General features: G+C 41.3%; 17 protein-coding genes. 8 read left to right on the top strand and 9 right to left on the bottom strand.

Going from position 1 to position 17570, the window contains the following annotated elements:
* Positions 1 to 83 precede the first annotated feature (83 nt).
* From ftsZ to PQ461_RS05760, 3 genes are all read left to right on the top strand, one after another.
* The gene (ftsZ, locus tag PQ461_RS05750) at positions 84 to 1697 is read left to right on the top strand and encodes a cell division protein FtsZ (protein ID WP_274302411.1); all 1614 of its coding nucleotides are present in this window, start codon (positions 84 to 86) and stop codon (positions 1695 to 1697) included.
* A gap of 144 nt (positions 1698 to 1841) precedes the next feature.
* Positions 1842 to 3089: an aminotransferase class I/II-fold pyridoxal phosphate-dependent enzyme gene (locus PQ461_RS05755; protein ID WP_274302412.1), complete on the top strand. Its 1248-nt coding sequence runs from the start codon at positions 1842 to 1844 to the stop codon at positions 3087 to 3089.
* A gap of 280 nt (positions 3090 to 3369) precedes the next feature.
* The gene (locus tag PQ461_RS05760; protein ID WP_274302413.1) at positions 3370 to 3552 is read left to right on the top strand and encodes a histone H1; all 183 of its coding nucleotides are present in this window, start codon (positions 3370 to 3372) and stop codon (positions 3550 to 3552) included.
* Between the two features lie 84 nt (positions 3553 to 3636).
* On the opposite strand, the gene PQ461_RS05765 is transcribed toward PQ461_RS05760, so the two are convergent.
* Genes PQ461_RS05765 through PQ461_RS05780 form a run of 4 tightly spaced genes read right to left on the bottom strand, consistent with a single transcriptional unit; the run spans position 3637 to position 5928 of the window.
* A complete protein-coding gene (locus PQ461_RS05765; protein WP_274302414.1) occupies positions 3637 to 3876 on the bottom strand; it encodes a cytochrome b5 domain-containing protein in 240 nt (79 codons plus the stop codon).
* Positions 3873 to 4559: a lycopene cyclase domain-containing protein gene (locus tag PQ461_RS05770; RefSeq protein ID WP_274302415.1), complete on the bottom strand. Its 687-nt coding sequence runs from the start codon at positions 4557 to 4559 to the stop codon at positions 3873 to 3875. The genes PQ461_RS05765 and PQ461_RS05770 overlap by 4 nt, the downstream gene beginning before the upstream one ends.
* Complete coding sequence (locus tag PQ461_RS05775) at positions 4556 to 5095, bottom strand: hypothetical protein (protein ID WP_274302416.1); 540 nt, start codon at positions 5093 to 5095, stop codon at positions 4556 to 4558. The genes PQ461_RS05770 and PQ461_RS05775 overlap by 4 nt, the downstream gene beginning before the upstream one ends.
* Positions 5095 to 5928 (bottom strand): phytoene/squalene synthase family protein, encoded by an 834-nt coding sequence (locus PQ461_RS05780; protein ID WP_274302417.1) that lies wholly within the window; start codon positions 5926 to 5928, stop codon positions 5095 to 5097. The genes PQ461_RS05775 and PQ461_RS05780 overlap by 1 nt, the downstream gene beginning before the upstream one ends.
* An 86-nt stretch (positions 5929 to 6014) precedes the next feature.
* On the opposite strand from PQ461_RS05780, the gene PQ461_RS05785 reads away from it, so the two are divergent.
* Positions 6015 to 7505: a phytoene desaturase family protein gene (locus tag PQ461_RS05785; protein ID WP_274302418.1), complete on the top strand. Its 1491-nt coding sequence runs from the start codon at positions 6015 to 6017 to the stop codon at positions 7503 to 7505.
* An 80-nt stretch (positions 7506 to 7585) separates the two neighbouring features.
* Here the strand turns inward: PQ461_RS05785 and PQ461_RS05790 are convergent, their stop codons facing one another.
* The 4 genes from PQ461_RS05790 to PQ461_RS05805 form a co-directional block, all read right to left on the bottom strand.
* The gene (locus PQ461_RS05790; protein WP_274302419.1) at positions 7586 to 8125 is read right to left on the bottom strand and encodes an RNA polymerase sigma factor; all 540 of its coding nucleotides are present in this window, start codon (positions 8123 to 8125) and stop codon (positions 7586 to 7588) included.
* 283 nt (positions 8126 to 8408) lie between these two features.
* Positions 8409 to 9425, bottom strand: coding sequence for a UDP-N-acetylmuramate dehydrogenase (gene murB, locus PQ461_RS05795; protein ID WP_274302420.1), 1017 nt, complete (start codon positions 9423 to 9425; stop codon positions 8409 to 8411).
* A gap of 45 nt (positions 9426 to 9470) precedes the next feature.
* A complete protein-coding gene (locus tag PQ461_RS05800) occupies positions 9471 to 11126 on the bottom strand; it encodes a M1 family metallopeptidase (RefSeq protein ID WP_274302421.1) in 1656 nt (551 codons plus the stop codon).
* A gap of 84 nt (positions 11127 to 11210) precedes the next feature.
* Positions 11211 to 13076: a CocE/NonD family hydrolase gene (locus PQ461_RS05805; RefSeq protein WP_274302422.1), complete on the bottom strand. Its 1866-nt coding sequence runs from the start codon at positions 13074 to 13076 to the stop codon at positions 11211 to 11213.
* Positions 13077 to 13241: 165 nt separating this feature from the next.
* On the opposite strand from PQ461_RS05805, the gene PQ461_RS05810 reads away from it, so the two are divergent.
* The 4 genes from PQ461_RS05810 (at position 13242) to PQ461_RS05825 (ending at position 16434) form a co-directional block, all read left to right on the top strand.
* Positions 13242 to 13787, top strand: coding sequence for a pyridoxamine 5'-phosphate oxidase family protein (locus PQ461_RS05810; protein WP_274302423.1), 546 nt, complete (start codon positions 13242 to 13244; stop codon positions 13785 to 13787).
* 87 nt (positions 13788 to 13874) lie between these two features.
* Positions 13875 to 15278, top strand: coding sequence for a dihydrolipoyl dehydrogenase (gene lpdA / locus PQ461_RS05815; protein ID WP_274302424.1), 1404 nt, complete (start codon positions 13875 to 13877; stop codon positions 15276 to 15278).
* 75 nt (positions 15279 to 15353) lie between these two features.
* Entirely contained in the window at positions 15354 to 15995 is a 642-nt protein-coding gene (locus PQ461_RS05820; protein WP_274302425.1) for a TlpA family protein disulfide reductase, read from the top strand.
* 1 nt (position 15996) lies between these two features.
* A complete protein-coding gene (locus PQ461_RS05825) occupies positions 15997 to 16434 on the top strand; it encodes a sterol desaturase family protein (protein ID WP_274302426.1) in 438 nt (145 codons plus the stop codon).
* On the opposite strand, the gene PQ461_RS05830 is transcribed toward PQ461_RS05825, so the two are convergent.
* Complete coding sequence (locus PQ461_RS05830; RefSeq protein ID WP_274302427.1) at positions 16431 to 17507, bottom strand: Ldh family oxidoreductase; 1077 nt, start codon at positions 17505 to 17507, stop codon at positions 16431 to 16433. The genes PQ461_RS05825 and PQ461_RS05830 overlap by 4 nt on opposite strands.
* Between the last annotated feature and the right edge of the window lie 63 nt (positions 17508 to 17570).

Below are 17570 nucleotides of genomic sequence, written 5' to 3' on the forward strand. Positions count from 1 at the left end.
ATAAACCTTGTGGAAAAAGCACTATACTTACAATTGGCAAATTAAACTTAGAGTCGGGAATTATTTAGCTGAAAATTAAGATCATGCAGTTTGAAATGTTAAAAGAAAAGTCGTCCATCATCAAAGTTATCGGTGTTGGCGGCGGTGGCGGCAACGCAGTAAACCACATGTACAAGCAAGGTATTACCGGTGTGGACTTCATTATCTGTAATACTGATGCGCAGGCTTTGGAGTTAAGCCCGATTCCGAATAAAGTACAGTTGGGTGCCAGCCTTACTGAGGGGATGGGAGCAGGATCTATACCAGAAGTTGGTAAAAATTCAGCTATTGAAAATATCGACGATATCAAGCAAATGCTTGGTCCAAATACCAAAATGCTTTTCATCACTGCCGGTATGGGCGGTGGTACGGGTACAGGTGCAAGCCCTATTATTGCTAAAGCAGCCCGCGAGTTGGATATCCTGACTGTAGGTATTGTTACTATGCCGTTTTCATTTGAAGGCAAACGCCGTAAAATGCAGGCTGAAGAAGGCTTGGAAGAGCTGAAAAATAATTGCGATTCATTCTTGGTGATTTCAAATGACAGGCTGCGCCAGATATTTGGTAACCTGACATTGGGTTCGGCTTTTGCACAGGCAGATAATATTTTAACTACCGCTGCAAAAGGTATTGCCGAGATCATCACTTTACCGGGCTATATCAACGTCGACTTTAAAGATGTGCGTACCGTTATGCGCGACAGTGGTGTTGCCATTATGGGTAGCAGTGCTGCCGAAGGCGAAAACCGTGCGTTACGGGCAGTAGAAGGTGCTTTGGCATCTCCGCTATTAAAAGATAACGAAATTGAAGGTGCAAGATATATCCTGTTAAATATTACTTCTGGCGAGAAAGAAGTAACAATGGACGAGGTAAGCATCATTACAGATTACATACAGGAAGAAGCCGGCCTTGCTGCCGATCTGATCTGGGGTAACTGTAAAGATGATGCATTGGGCGATAAAATATCGGTTACCATTATCGCAACCGGTTTCCAAACTAAAGACGAACGCGAGAAAGAGCAAAGCAGCAAGAAGATTGTTTCAATGCTTGTTCCCGAAGATGCTCCTTTAGTAAAGCCTGTTAACGAGTTTGTAACTCCGAAAGCAGAAGAAGCTGTAGCTGCTGAGCCATTCCTGAAAAAAGAAGCGCCGGTACAACAAACAGGTCTATTTGATCTGTTTGCAAAAGGAGAAGAAGCTGCATCATCATCTTCTGCATCTGCGCCGATAATCAAACACAGCCTGATGCCTGAAGAGCCTGCTGCACCTGTAAATGAGCAGGAGCCAGGTATGGAGTTTACCTTTAAGGTTACCGAAAGTGTAATGAACTTTGAACCGGTTGCCGTACAGGAGCCAGTTGCTCAACCAGAGCCTGAGCCTGTTGCCGGTGCTGACGATAATAAAACAGACGAGTCTATCGAAGAGCAATTGCGAAAATCTCGCGAACGTATTATGCGTTTAAAGGACCTGAGCATGAAACTGCGCAACGGTAATTTACAGGAGATGGAAAACGTACCTGCTTATAAACGTAAAGAAATTGCGTTACAGCAAACACCATCAAGCGATGAAAGCCAGATCTCACGTTTCTCGCTGACTGATAATGACGGGCAGACGGAGATCCGCAGAAACAACTCGTTTTTACACGATAACGTTGACTAATTGTTTGAAAACTAATATTTAAGCCTTTGTATAACTTTACAAAGGCTTTTTTGTTATAATCTATTATAAAAAGTTATAACCTTTGTGCAAGGGCTAATAAGGGTTATATTTGTATATTATTGGCGAAATTTAAAATACGGAGTTTTGGATTTATTTAAGAAGATAGCAAAGAATATGGGCGGGCCAATTGGCCAGCACCAGAAATGGTCGCACGGTTATTTCTCTTTTCCTAAACTGGAAGGTGAAATTGCTCCGCACATGTATTTTAAAGGGAAAGAGCATTTGGTTTGGAGCCTGAATAACTATTTAGGTTTAGCTAATCACCCGGAAGTAAGGGCTGCTGATGCGCAGGGAGCTGCGGATTATGGTATGGCTTACCCGATGGGTGCCCGTATGATGTCGGGTAACTCAAACAATCACGAAAAATTGGAGCGCGACCTGGCAGAATTTGTGGGTAAGGAAGATGCTTTCTTATTAAACTATGGTTACCAGGGCATGGTATCAATTATCGATTCGCTGGTTGACCGTAATGACGTTATTGTTTACGATGCGGAATCACACGCTTGTATCATAGATGGTGTGCGTTTGCACATGGGTAAACGTTTTGTTTACCAACATAATGATATTAACAGCTGCGCTAAGCAATTAGAGCGTGCTACCAAATTGGTTGAACAAACCGGAGGAGGTATTTTGTTGATTACCGAGGGCGTGTTTGGTATGTCTGGTGCACAAGGTAAGCTTAAAGAAATTATCGCTTTAAAAGAGCGTTTTGATTTCCGCTTGCTGATTGATGATGCACATGGTTTCGGTACGATGGGTAAAACAGGCGCCGGTACACATGAGGCCCAGGATTGTATCGATGGTGTAGATGTTTACTTTGGTACTTTTGCAAAATCAATGGCAGGTATTGGCGCATTTGTGGCCGGTAGCCATGATATTGTAAGCTACCTGCGCTATAACATGCGCTCGCAAACATTTGCAAAGGCCTTGCCTATGCCAATGGTAATTGGTTTACAAAAGCGTTTTGAGCTTTTAAAATCAAACCCTGAACTGCGCGAGAAACTGTGGACCATTGCACTTGCTTTACAAAACGGATTAAAAGAGCGTGGCTTTGATATTGGTATAACCGATACTATGGTAACGCCAGTGTTTCTAAAGGGCGACCTAACCGAAGCTACTACGCTTACACGTGATCTTCGCGAAAATTACAGCATCTTCTGTTCAATTGTGGTTTATCCGGTTATTCCTAAAGGCTTAATAGAGCTGCGTTTAATCCCTACAGCAGCACATACACTTGAGGATGTTAACCGTACGCTTAGCGCTTTCAATGAAGTATCTGAAAAACTTAAAGCCGGATATTATAAAGAAAACAAAATGGCAGTAGCTTCCTAAGCTGTCGCTATTTATCATTTATACAAGCCTTTCTGTACTGCAGAGAGGCTTTTTTATTGCCTTACACACTAATTATTTTCTGCTGATCATTATTATTAGTTCAATAAATCAATTCATTCCTTTAAAAAAGTAAAATATCCTGCAGATATGGCCTTTTAAAATGCTAAAAACCTGCTATTGAGCGAGTTTTTAGCAGCCTAAATTTTTTTTTAATAAAAAAAGAATTTAGATTAGCTTTAGTTAAAACAATAACCTCAACTAATTAAAGGAGTAACTTAAAATGAAAAAATTTACTGAAGTAAAAGAATTAATTGCCTCATTAGAAGCTGATGCTGACAAATTCTACAACAAGGGCAACAGCGCTGCCGGAACACGCGTTCGTAAAGGCATGCAGGATTTAAAAAACCTTGCTCAGGCAATCCGTTTAGAAGTACAGGAAGCTAAAAACAAAGAGGCAAAGTAAAATTTTACTCAACAGTTGATCTCTGTTGCATTGGCTTCAGAAATTCGATACTAAAAGACCCGCTCCAAGAGCCGGGTTTTTTAGTTATAAGGATAGTATGCCTACAGCCTTAAATTTCTCAAATACAGCGTCTGTATGCGGCGCGTCGGCTAATTCAGGGGTAAGGTCTTGCCCGGCCCAATGCTCATAGTGCTTGCCATTGCGCCAGAGGCGGCTTTCAGTTACATCATATATAATCCCTTTAAAAGCAACCCATATCTGCGGCTTATCTTGCCCGTTATGTAATGCCAATTGTGATTTGGTATATATGGGTAGCTCTGTCATGCTGTGGTACGCGTTTGGCGGTGCTTAAAATACTCGAAAAAGCCCACATTCATTACTAATAAAGCCATAGAGTAAAAATGGTCTTCAAATGGTATAGTACCTACCCTGATACCCAGGTTTTGCTGGTTGTTGTAAAGTACAATAGGCACAGCTGTTAAGATACCGTTTACAATATAAAATGGAAGGAGGCTAACAATATAAGCCAGCCAAAAACGGCCTAACCATTTTGACTTTAACACAAACTGGAAGATGATCAATATAACAAACAGCAGCCCAAAGGTAATTACCGTGTACCAATGATTATGATAAACAACGGTAAGTATCGCACTTAAAATAATAATTATTACAGATATGCTTTTAGTAACGCCATCCGGAAGCTGCCATTTAACGTAGTAGTTTAAACATTCGTAAATAAAGATACAGGCGAACGGTACGGTAAGAAAGAACATGATCTCTTCGATGGGAAGATCCATAATACGGACGCCAATAATATATCGGTCATTAAAAGACCATACGCCGTGTATGGTGAAAAGAATATCCCAAAATAGAAATAGCACTCCCGTAATCAGCATTCCCGGCCATATAAACTTCCAACGCTTATAAAAGGCTACGCGTTTATCAAAAGATAAAACTATCGGGAAAAAGATAGTCAGGATATTAATAAGCAGATAAGCGTATTTCACTTTAATAGCGCAAGTTGTTCGTTTAGTCTTTCAATTTCTTCCGGGCTGCACCGTCCGTTCTCCATCACATATTTAATAATGGTAATTGTAAGGTCCCTGTTGTTATTGCCCGGATAATTTTTGGCTTGCAGCTGTTCAATAATTTGTACCCTATCCTCATCTACATGGCGCGACATCCGCAAGAAAGCGGGAAGGTTTACTTCTACAGATAGTCTTAAAAAGCGGATCTCCATATTGTGAGGATCTTTTTTAACAGCAGCCGCAAACGCATCCTGTGCATTGTCAACATACTTTAATTTGCTGTAGGGGTTCCAGGTATATTTAGCCTTTAACCCGTACAGCGCACCTAAATATCCGCCTACCAAAGGTGGCTTTGGCGATACTTTATCAAGTTTATCAAATAACGAGTCTGTAACGGCTTCACTGTCAATAGCCCTCCTTAATTGTAAACGCCAGGTATCTGTATTTTGTGCTTTAACCGAAAAAGATATGGAAACACTTAAAACTATCAATATGCCCGCAAAATATTTGAGCATCAGATTACTTTAAGTTTTTGATGAAGCATCGCTTTTATAAATAGCGCAGCTTTTTGTGTGTCTGAAACGCGTATCCGTTTTTGCAGAATAACACTTGCAGGGGTTTTGCTTATTTTTTTAAATAGCTGCAGGTAATAGATGTAAGCCACATATACCCCGGAGCGTACACCATCAGGTAATTGCCTGATGCCTTCAAGCGCATCTGAAAAATCACGACCTATTTCTTCCTCTATTTGTTTTTTGTCAGCTTCCGTAAAATCGGCAAAGTTAACGCCCGGAAAATAGGTCCTGCCGCGCTCTTCCAAATCAGCTTTTACATCACGCAGGAAATTTATTTTCTGGAAAGCCGCGCCCAGGCTGCGTGCCTTGGGCAGCAAGCGCTGATACATCTCATCATTCCCCTCGCAAAAGATCCTTAAACACATCAGGCCAACAACCTCTGCCGAGCCATAGATATAAAGGTTAAAGTTTTCGCGATTGTAACTTTGCTTCTGCAGGTCCATTTCCATGGATTGCAAAAAAGCATCAATAAGCTCATTATCGATATGGTATTGATTAACTACCAACTGAAATGATTGCAATACCGGGTTGATACTGATCCCGGCTTTTATAGCTTTGAAGGTATCTGCACGGAAATCAGCGATTAATTGTTGTTTATCAAAATCATGAAAAGTATCCACTATTTCGTCTGCATAGCGCACAAAGCCATAAATGGCGTAAATGGGGAATCTAAACCGTTTATGAAACGATTTGATGCCTTGGCTGAATGATGTACTATAGTTTTCAGTGATCAGCTTACTACACTCGAAACAGGTTTTCTCATAAAGGTTCATTCAGCAGCAATATAACTAATTATACGTATTTAGTACGCATTAGTTAGGGTGGAACAAACAAATGCGTATTTTGTGAGGAATTCTACATGAAAAACAATACAACTAAACAGATTATCGTAATAGGTGCTGGCTTTGCCGGGCTTGCCGCGGCGTCGTTGCTTGCAAAACAAGGTTTTAAAGTAATTATACTTGAAAAAAATGATCAGGCTGGTGGGCGTGCAAGGGTGTGGGAAAAAGACGGATTTAAGTTTGACATGGGGCCAAGCTGGTATTGGATGCCCGATGTGTTTGAAAACTACTTCGCCTTATTTAATCATAACGTTTCCGATTACTACCAGTTGAAGCGACTTGAGCCGGGTTATCGCGTTTATTTTGGTAAAGATGATTTTATTGATGTACCCGCAGACAGAAAAGAGCTGGATGCCCTGTTTGATTCTATTGAACCGGGAAGTAGCAAGCAGTTAGCCAGGTTTTTAGATCAGGCCGAATATAAATATAAGGTAGGCATGGGTGAATATGTGTTCAGGCCATCGCATACCATTACAGAATTTATTGATTTTAACCTGATTCGTAAAAGTGTAAGTATGCAGCTGCTTACCAGTGTGGCAAAGCATGTGCGTAAATATTTTAAGAATCCGAAACTGATAAAACTGCTGGAGTTTCCTGTATTGTTTTTGGGTGCCACGGCTAAAGACATACCCGCCATGTATACTATGATGAACTATGCCGACCTGGTAATGGGGACATGGTACCCGGATGGGGGCATGAATGAAATTGTAAAAGCCATGGTAAAGGTAGCTGAGGAACACGGGGTGGAAATTAAGCTGAATACAGAGGTAAGCGCCATTGAAACAGCAGGTGGAAAGGTATCATTACTTAAAACTAATAAAGGCGACTTTATGGCCGACTTTGTGGTAGCAGGTGCTGATTATGAGCATGTAGATCAGTCGCTGTTAAAACAGGCGGATCGAAACTATACTCCCCAGTATTGGGAAAAACGTGTGTTATCGCCATCGAGCCTGCTTTTCTATATAGGTACAAATTGTAAGGTGGATAATATTCAGCATCACAACCTCTTCTTTGATGAAGATCTGGATGTACATGCCGACGAGATCTATAAAGATCCTAAGTGGCCAGAGCGCCCGCTGTTTTACGTTTCATGCACTTCAAAGACTGATGATTCTGTTGCCCCGGCTGATGGGGAGAACTTATTTTTCTTGATGCCGATAGCACCAGGCCTTACGGATACAGAAGAGCTGCGCGAAAAGTATTTCGATATCTTGTTAAATAGATTTGAGCAAATTACAGGTAACAATATTCGTAATCATGTTGTAGTTAAGCGCAGCTATGCTTTAGCCGACTTTAAAGCCGATTATCATTCCTTTAAAGGGAATGCCTACGGTTTGTCGAATATATTGTCGCAAACAGCCTTTTTTAAGCCTGCTATGCGTTCTAAAAAAGTAGAGAACCTGTTGTATACCGGTCAGCTTACCGTTCCCGGGCCAGGGGTGCCACCAGCGCTCATATCGGGTCAGGTAGCGGCAGGGGAGGTGATCAAATACTTTGAAGAAAAGTAAATAACGTTGCACAAAAAAAGGTCTGCCGTAATAAAGCAGACCTTCTTATTTATATGATGGAGTTTAATATAATTAAATGATTAATCTTCTTCAGCGTAAATAGGTTTTTTCACACCATTATCATAAGCTTTCAGGTTTTTCTTTAATAATTTACGCGCAACGTGTATACGTGTTTTAACAGTACCAATTGGTATAGTTAAATAGTCGGCAATTTCGTGGTATTTATGCCCTTCAAAATACATTGTGAATGGCACATAGTAATCTTCAGGCAACCTGTCCAAAGCACGACGGATATCATCCATTACAAACTTTGCCTCACCCTGATTTTTGGTTGAGCTGAAAACTAAATTCGCAGAAGATATTTCTTCTGATTTAGTTACAAAGGTGCTCATTTTTACAAAGCGACGGTAGTTGTTGATAAAAGTGTTTTTCATGATGGTATATAACCATCCTTTTAAATTAGTACCCTCTTTAAACTTATTGTAATAAGTTATCGCTTTTAACATTGTATCCTGTACCAGATCGTTAGCATCATCTGCATCATGTGTAAAGTGCAATGCGTATGAACGTAGTGAACTGGCTTGACGAAGCACCATGGCGTTAAACTCAATCTTAGTCATGTTTTCAAAAGTTTTGTGTACATACTAACAGACAAACATGATACCGTTTACCAGAAATTGATGTTAGGATATTGTTAAATATCAATTTTCATTAAAAACTACTTAAATAGTTATAGCTGCTATACTAAAATCAGAATTTGTATAAAAACGGGCGTCGCAGCTGTAATTGATTGAAAATCTTTAAGAAATAAATATTTATTAGGACTAAAAACAAAGTAATTTGTTTGATTGTAACAAGAATGTGATGGAAAATTATTTTCAATTATCTTATTAAGAAAAATAATTAATCGATAATATTCACTTCGCGCTCCAGTGATACGCCAAATTTAGTGTACACACTGTCTATGATTTGCGACGATAATTTGTACACCTCTTGTCCGGTTGCACCGCCATGATTCACTAAAACCAGTGCCTGGTTTTTCCAGGTGCCTGTATTTCCTACGGTTTTACCCTTCCAGCCGCATTGTTCTATGAGCCAGCCTGCAGCTAACTTTACACCATTTGGGGCAGGATAGTTCACAACATCAGGATGTTGCGCTTGCAATTGGGCAAACTGATCTGTACTAATTACAGGATTTTTGAAAAAGCTGCCTGCATTACCAATGGTAGATGGGTCTGGTAGTTTAGACACCCGTATGTGGGATACCACCTTTGATACATCTTTTATGGTAGGCTCGGTAATGCCACGGTTAGTAAGTTCTTGTTCAATGGCACCGTAAGTAAGTTTCAAATGCGGTGTTTGCGAAAGCTGAAACTTAACATGTGTTATGATATACTGCCCTTTTAGTTCGGCTTTAAAGACACTTTCGCGGTAACCAAAGCCGCATTCATCCTTGGTAAAGGTTTTAAAAATGCCTGTTGCTATTTCAAATGCTTTGCAGCTGTGAAATACATCTTTCAGCTCTACACCATAAGCGCCGATATTTTGAATAGGCGATGCGCCGACAGAACCGGGGATTAAACTTAAATTTTCCATGCCGGCAAAGTCGTGGTCAACACAGTAATTAACCAGCCCGTTCCAAACTTCGCCGGCACCTGCTTCAACAATAACTTCGTCATGATTAATGCGATGCTCAATTCCGCGGATATTCATGCGGATAACGATGCCATCAAAATCTTTTACAAAAAGCATATTGCTGCCGCCGCCTAAAATTAAACGAGGCATGTTTTTCCATTGCTCATCTAAGAACAACTCCACTAAATCATCTTCCTGATTTATTTCTGTGAAGTAGCGAGCTTTGGCATCAATACCAAACGTATTAAAGTTTTTAAGCGAAACGTTTTGTTCTATTTGCAGCATGCAGCGAATTTCGTAAAATAATTGATTAACTGTGAAGGACAGAAATTAATCAACCAATACGCCTATATAGTAGTCAAAAGTATCCACCTCCAAGTTATCTTTTGTTAAACCTTCAACCTGTATAGGTTTAAAAGTGTTTACAGGTTTTATAAATTGATACTCGCCGCCTTTTACACGAACGCGTACTGGCATATCAAATCCGTCAACATCACTTATCCAACGGGCATATGCTTTGCCACCCACAAACCTGAATTCGAGCGTAGGTATATTCCTAAAACGCAGGTATTGATCGAAGATCTTGGTCAGGTTCATGCCCGACTGCTGGTTGATGTAATCAACAACCTGCCCGGTAGTAACCGTTTGGTGGTAGAAGGTTTTGTTTAAGCCGGTTAATATACTTCTCCACTTTTCATCATTATTAATTATAGTGCGTATCATGTTCAGCATGTTGCCGCCTTTATAATACATATCACCCGAACCTTCTTTATTCACATCGTAAGGGCCAATAATGGGGCCGTCATTCTGTATGGCCATACGTGTACCATGCACATATTCTTGTCCTGCAAGTTTACCGCTACGGCTTTCTATGAATAATGATTCAGAATAATTGGTAAAGCTTTCGTGTATCCACATGTCGGCCACATCCTTTGAAGTGATGTTGTTACCGAACCATTCGTGTCCGCTTTCATGCACCACGATAAAGTCCCAGTCCAGTCCACGTCCGGTTCCTGAAAGATCCCTACCCAAATAGCCATTATGATATTTGTTGCCATAGGCAACACCGCTTTGGTGTTCCATGCCTAAATGCGGTGTTTCTATCAGTTTATAGCCATCTTTATAAAAAGGATAAGGGCCAAACCAGTGTTCAAAAGCATTAAGCATTGGTTTAACATTAGCACCAAATTGCTTTTTAGCTTTATCAATATTGTAAGATAGCACCCAGTAATCTAAAGTCAGTTTGCCTTTTAAGCCGTTATAGGTGTCACTAAAATGAACGTAGTTGCCAATGTTGGCTTCTACGTCATAGTTATTGATCGGATTACTTACAAACCAATCATAACGGGTGTAGCCATCCTTTAATTTGGTCACCTTACGCAGTCGGCCGTTAGATACATCTTTAAGGTTTGATGGTGCACTGATGCTGATCAACATGCTATCTACCTCGTCGCTTTGGTGATCTTTATTAGGCCACCAAACGCTTGCACCCAGTCCCTGGCAGGCGGTTGCTACCCAGGCATTGCCAAGCGAGTCGGCGGTATAAACAACACCACCATCCCAGGGCGCATGCTTTGCCACCTGCGGGTTGCCCGAATAGAAAACCGTAAACTCGTCTTTACTGCCTTTGGCAATGGTTTGCGGGAAGGTGATAAATACCGCATTATATTCCCTGGTAAATTGCAGGTCTTTGCCTTTATATACTACCCGTTCAATTTTCAGGTTTGCGAAAAGATCAAATTGCAGTTTCTTGAAATCCTGCGTAGCTGTAAACTTAAACAAGTTGCTGCCGCTGATAAACTTATTCGCGATATCAAACTTCACATCAAGGTGATAGTAATTAATATCATAACAGGTACGTAGGGGGCTTAACGCACCACGAAGTGTATCGGCTTTTGTAAATACTTCTTTTTTTTGAAGTAATTGTGCGAATGAACTTAATGAAATAAACAGGATGGCAACTAAGGCAATTGATTTTTTAAGCATAGCTGAGTAGTAATAGCACAAATCTAATATAAAACAAGAAAGCCTCCGTAAAATCGGAGGCCTTCTTGTTGTTTTCAGTCAAATTTATTTTAAAACCTGTACGTCTACGTAGCTGTCGTTGTAAACAGTTTCTGTAGCGGTTACATAATCGCTTTCATTTGCTTTGTAAGGGTTCTCTACAAATTTTTGCGGGTTACGTGCAAACAGCGGGAAACAGGTGCTTTGTACCTGTATCATAATACGGTGTCCTTTTTTAAAGGTATGCAGAACGTCCTGTAAGCGTACGTTCACATCCGTTTTTTGACCTGGAACCATTGGTTCCGGTTTTTCAAAGCTGTTGCGGAAACGTGCCGGCATAATTTCAGAACGTACCATTTGCCAGTAATTGCTCAGGATGATGTTCTTATTTGGCATGTAATCGTTGTTCCTTTCATCCGGAGGATAAACATCGATCAGTTTAACAATGTAGTCGGCATCGGTGCTGGTGTTAGCTACCTTTAAGTGCGCCATAATCTGCCCACCCAAAGTAACATCGTCCGTTAATACAGGAGTTTCAAATACCAGTACATCCGGGCGGCGACCAGCAAAACGCTGATCTTCGCTCATGTAATTATGAGGGGTAAAGCCCATTGTAGTGCTGTTATCTTCAGTATAAGGAACCGGTTTTAGCGGATCGCTGATGTAAGATACCGAACCTGATTGTGCAGGTGCATTATCCTCTATTTTTCCGTTAGCAGCTAAATACATTTTTTTGTTCTCTGTATTTGCCGCAGGCCATTGTGCAAATTTCTCCCATTCTTTTTTACCGGTATCATACATGTATGCTTTTGGTAAACCCGAATCTTTGCTGCCATCGCCTTTTAAGAAGTGTGCAAAAAACTTAGCCTCGATATCGCGTTGATAATAGGTAGCTATGCTATCGCCGAAGTACACGTTGCTATGCATGGTATGCCCGGTTTCACGCGACCAGCGGCCATGGCCAAACGGACCCATTACTATAGTATTATAGGCAGAAGGGTCAGTTTTGTTGATGCGTTTAAACATATCCAATGGGCCGCTTAAATCTTCGGCATCATACCAGCCGCCCACAAACATCACCGCTGGTTTTACTTTACCAAAATGGCGCGGCAAGCTGCGCGATTGCCAAAACTCGTCGTAGTTAGGGTGGTTAACTGTTTCCTGCCAGTAGAAATTGTCTTTATAATACTTATCAGCGTTTTTCAGCGGACCCATATCTAACAGAAACTGATAACCATCGCGGGTATTGGTTTTTATATTCTGATCACCATACCATGCTTTGCTGGTGGTGTCTTTCTTTTGTACGCCAAAAACCGGGTAAGTGAAAAAGTAAGACTCCAGTAAAGCACCATTATGGTGGAAATCATCAAACCAGAAATCTGAAATAGGCGCCTGTGGAGACGACGCTTTTAAAGCAGGGTGGTTTGATAGAATACCTGCGGCTGTATAGAAGCCGGGATATGAAATACCCCATTGGCCTACCTTGCCATTGTTGGCAGGTACATTTTTTACCAGCCAGTCAATAGTGTCATAAGTATCGGTGCCTTCGTCAACATCCTTTTTTGTTTTATGTTCAACAACCGGTGTCATGTTGGTCCAGATACCCTGGCTTTTGTAACGCCCGCGTACATCCTGGTAAACCACAATGTAGCCTTCCTTCATCATAATATCAGAAGGGCCAAGGCGTGCCGGAATTTTGTCCTCGCCGTAAGGTGCAACGCTATAGCAGGTACGCTGCATTACAATAGGGTACTTGTTTTTGGCAGAGGCATCTTTCGGGGTATAAATAGCTGTGAAAAGCTTTATACCATCGCGCATGGTAATGTATACTTCTTTTTTGGTGTAGTGTTCTTTAGCGTAGTTGCTGCCGTATTGTGCAAAAAGTTGGGTAAAACAGCAAACTGCCACTAATAAAGACAATAATTTCTTCATGAAGAGTTTTCAGTTAATTAAGCGTCCAATTTAATAAGATAATTGCAGGGTGAGAAAAAATACACGATAGTGTTACAAATATTTATGTGTTAGAGCGATGCTGCGGATAAGTGCTCTTAGATTTTAAAGCCTTATATTTGAATAAAGGACATTATCAGTTGAATTATGGGTAAGTTTTTTGATTTCATTAATGATCATCACCGGGCGTTTATAGAAAGGCAGAAGATCTATTTTGTAGCCAGTGCCCCTTTAAGTGCTGATGGGCATGTCAATATTTCACCTAAAGGTTTGGATAGCTTCCGGGTAATTTCTGAAAATAAGGTGGCCTACCTGGATATCACCGGTAGCGGAAACGAGACTTCGGCGCATCTGCTTGAAAATGGCAGGATCACTATGATGTTTTGTGCTTTTGATGGCGCACCTAATATTTTAAGGCTTTATGGGCACGGCAGCACGGTTTTACCGCATGAGGAGGAATGGGCTGATTTAGCCGCACTTTTTGAATTGCATCCGTCCACACGGCAAATTATTGTTACTGATGTAGATAAGGTACAAACCTCCTGCGGTTTCGGTGTACCATTTTTTGAATATACCGGCGAAAGGGATCAATCTTATAAATGGGCTGAAAACAAAGGTGATGAAGGGCTTGCAGCTTATCGCGAAGAGAAAAATAAGATAAGTATGGATGGCCTGCCAACGGCACTTTATTAACGCGTTTCGGAACCCTGAAAGTTTACCAAAAAATTATCCTTATCCTTAACGATAATATTACCTTTGCATCACTTTTAAAACACTACTATGCAATACGATGTGATTGTTATCGGCTCCGGACCTGGTGGCTATGTGGCTGCTATCCGTGCAGCTCAGTTAGGCTTAAAAACGGCCTGTATCGAAAAATATTCAACTTTTGGGGGCACCTGTTTAAATGTAGGCTGTATCCCTTCAAAAGCCTTACTGGATTCTTCTGAGCATTTTCATAATGCTACACATACTTTTAAAACTCACGGTATTAATCTTGATAACCTGTCTGTTGATTTTGATCAGATGCTTAAACGCAAAGACCAGGTTGTGTCTGAAAATACCAGCGGTATCGCTTATCTGTTCAAGAAGAACAAAATTGAATCGTACCAGGGTATGGGTTCATTTGTAGATAAAAATACCATCAAAATAAAAAAGGATGATGGCACCGAGCAAACCATCACCGGTAAAAATGTGATCATTGCTACAGGTTCAAAACCTGCAAGCCTGCCATTTTTAAAGATCGATAAAAAACGTATCATCAGCTCGACCGAGGCCCTTAAATTACCTGAAGTGCCTAAGCACATGATCCTGATTGGTGGTGGTGTTATTGGTTTAGAGCTGGGTTCTGTTTATGCTCGTCTGGGTGCTAAGGTTTCGGTGGTTGAATACATGGATTCTATTATCCCAACTATGGATAAAAGCTTAGGCCGCGAACTGCTGAAAGTGCTTAAAAAATTAGGCATGGAGTTTTACCTGGGTCACAAAGTAACGGGCGCTACTGTTAGCGGAGATGAAGTTACCGTAACGTTTGACGATCCGAAAGGGGAGAAGAAAGAACTTAAAGGTGATTACTGCCTGGTTGCCGTAGGCCGTGTTGCTTATACAGATGGATTAGGCCTTGAAAATATCGGCATCACCGTTGAAGAGCGTGGCCGTAAAATTACGGTAGACGAGCACCTGGAAACCAAGGTAAAGGGTGTGTATGCAATAGGCGACGTAATCCGTGGCGCTATGTTAGCCCATAAAGCCGAAGAAGAAGGTACTTTAGTTGCCGAAAGTATTGCCGGACAAAAACCGCACATCAATTATAACCTGATCCCGGGTGTGGTTTACACCTGGCCGGAAGTTGCATCTGTTGGTCAAACAGAAGAGCAGTTAAAAGAGCAGGGTGTTAAATACAAAGCAGGATCGTTCCCATTCAAAGCGAGTGGACGCGCCCGTGCAAGTATGGATACTGATGGTTTTGTTAAAGTTTTGGCTGATGCCAAAACCGACGAGATATTAGGTGTACACATGATTGGCCCGCGTGCTGCAGATATGATTGCTGAAGCTGTGGTAGCGATGGAATATCGTGCAAGTGCAGAAGACGTTGCACGCATGAGCCACGCTCACCCAACTTATACAGAAGCCATGCGCGAGGCTTGTTTAGCTGCTACAGAAAACAGGGCTATACACATTTAATGTTAGTAAATAGCATATATTAGAAGCGGCCACAGTGCCGCTTCTTTTGTTATTAAACCAATTTATCCTGAGCCTATGTTAACTAAATACACTGCACTGTTTATCGGTATATTTTTATTAACCAGTGGTTTTATTGTTACACATAGCAAAAGGACAAAACCACCTCTCAAAAAAATACCTGTTGTAGAGATTTATGATCTTAACAATAGGCATACTACACTTCCTAACGTAAGTAAGGGCAAGGTTACCATTATTGATTGCTGGTTTATACCATGCCCGCCCTGTTTCAGGGAAATGGAGTTGATGCATGAGCTATATTATAAGTACAACAATAGCAAAGATGTGCAGGTAATTAGTATATGCAGAAGCGATACAGCTGTGTTCAGAAAGTTTATTCAGCACGATCCTCATCTGGCCACCTTTACAAGTTGGTTTCATGATTATAGTAAGCAAAAGAAATATGCCTTGCCTACCTATTTTATTCCGCATTGTAACGAAAGGATTTATACTGGTGATACTAAATATCCTTCAAAAAATCCTGATGATGAAACCAAATGCCCGGATATGTTATTTCATTTCAGGGGCTATCCTACAGTTATTATTGCAGACAGAAATGGTAAGATTGTTTATCAGAAAACAGGTTATACAAGCGAACAGAAAAACTTTTATAAGCAGGAAATAAATAAAGCGATACAAAAGGCGCTCGCAGCAAAATAGAATGAATTATTTAATAAATATTGGAATCGTATTGCTCACCATTGCAGGTATGGAGGCTATGTCATGGGGAATGCACAAATACCTGTTTCATGGCCCGTTGTGGTTTATTCATAAAACACATCACCAGCAAAGGCATGGTTGGTTTGAACTGAACGATATATTCAGTATCCTTTTTGCAGTTATTTCTTTGTGGCTAATGTGGGTTGGCCACTTTAATTTGGATTACCGTTTGTGGATAGGCCTGGGCATCAGTTTATACGGTATCATTTATTTTATCTTTCACGATTGGTTTATACATAACCGCTTTAAAGCTTTTAAAAGCAATAATGCTTACCTGCAAAAAATCAGGAGGGCACATAAGATGCATCATAAGTCGACCGAGAAATGGCCTTCTGAAGAATTTGGATTATTGGTTGTGGCGAAGAAAAAAGCGAACTAAGCCAGCCTTTCCACGCCAAATCGTTCTGCCAACTCATTCAGATCATTTACTACGGCATCAACTAAAGGAATGCCATTTAGTTTACGCTCATGTTCTGCTTCCAGTTCCGGCTCGCCGGGAATGATAATTGGTTGATCGGGATTAATACGTTCTGCTGCTTTAAACCGCTCAATCCAAATATCCATGTCTGCTTTAAATTCTTCGGCAGGGCGAAAACCGTCAACCCTCATGGCGCCAACAAAGTGGCCAATACCCTGACCCGGAGGATTGGGCAATGGATCTAAAAATGCGACAAAGGGAGGCACCCAGGGGCCAAAGCCTGCACCTGGTAAAACACCCGATAGGATATCTACCGTAGCACTTAACCCAAAACCCTTATGACTGCCATGTTCGCGGTCGCTACCTAAAGGGAGCAGTGAGCCGCCCGACTTTAGCGCGTGTGGGTCGGTCACGGTATTACCTTGCTTATCCTGCAGCCATCCTTCCGGAACATCAATGCCTTTTCGCTGTGCAATTTCCAATTTGCCATTAGCCGCAGCAGAGGTTGCCATATCTACAATTAACGGCGGATACTTGCCTGCCGGGAAAGCATAACAAATAGGGTTAGTGCCTAACAAGCGCTCGTTTGAAAAGGTAGGCGCTACCAGTGGACTGGCATTGGTAAGCGCATAACCGATCATGTCCTTTTCTACCGCCATTAATGCATGGTAGCCTGCAATGCCAAAATGATTGGAATTACGAACAGCTACCCATCCCGAACCGTACTGCTCTGCTTTTTTAATAGCGAGCTTCATGGCGAAGGGCGCGACAACCAAACCTAAACCTGCATCGCCATCAATTGTTGCCGTAGTTGCAGTTTCATGCACTATTTTTATATCAGGATTGGCATTGATGCGTTTCTTTTCCCACAGCCTTACATAGCCGCTTAAACGGGCTACACCATGCGAGTCAATCCCACGCAAATCAGCTTTGAGCAATACATCCGCAGTAAGTGTGGCATGTTCGGCATTACAGCCAATAGCTAAGAATATGTTTTTAGCAAAGGTGCGGAGGGTAGATTCGGAAACGGTCATGTGGTAAAGATAATAAGCCTGTCATTTCGAACGCATGTGAGAAATCTATATTACTTAGGATTT

This window comes from Mucilaginibacter sp. KACC 22063 (assembly GCF_028736115.1).
In the GTDB taxonomy this organism is placed as follows: domain Bacteria; phylum Bacteroidota; class Bacteroidia; order Sphingobacteriales; family Sphingobacteriaceae; genus Mucilaginibacter.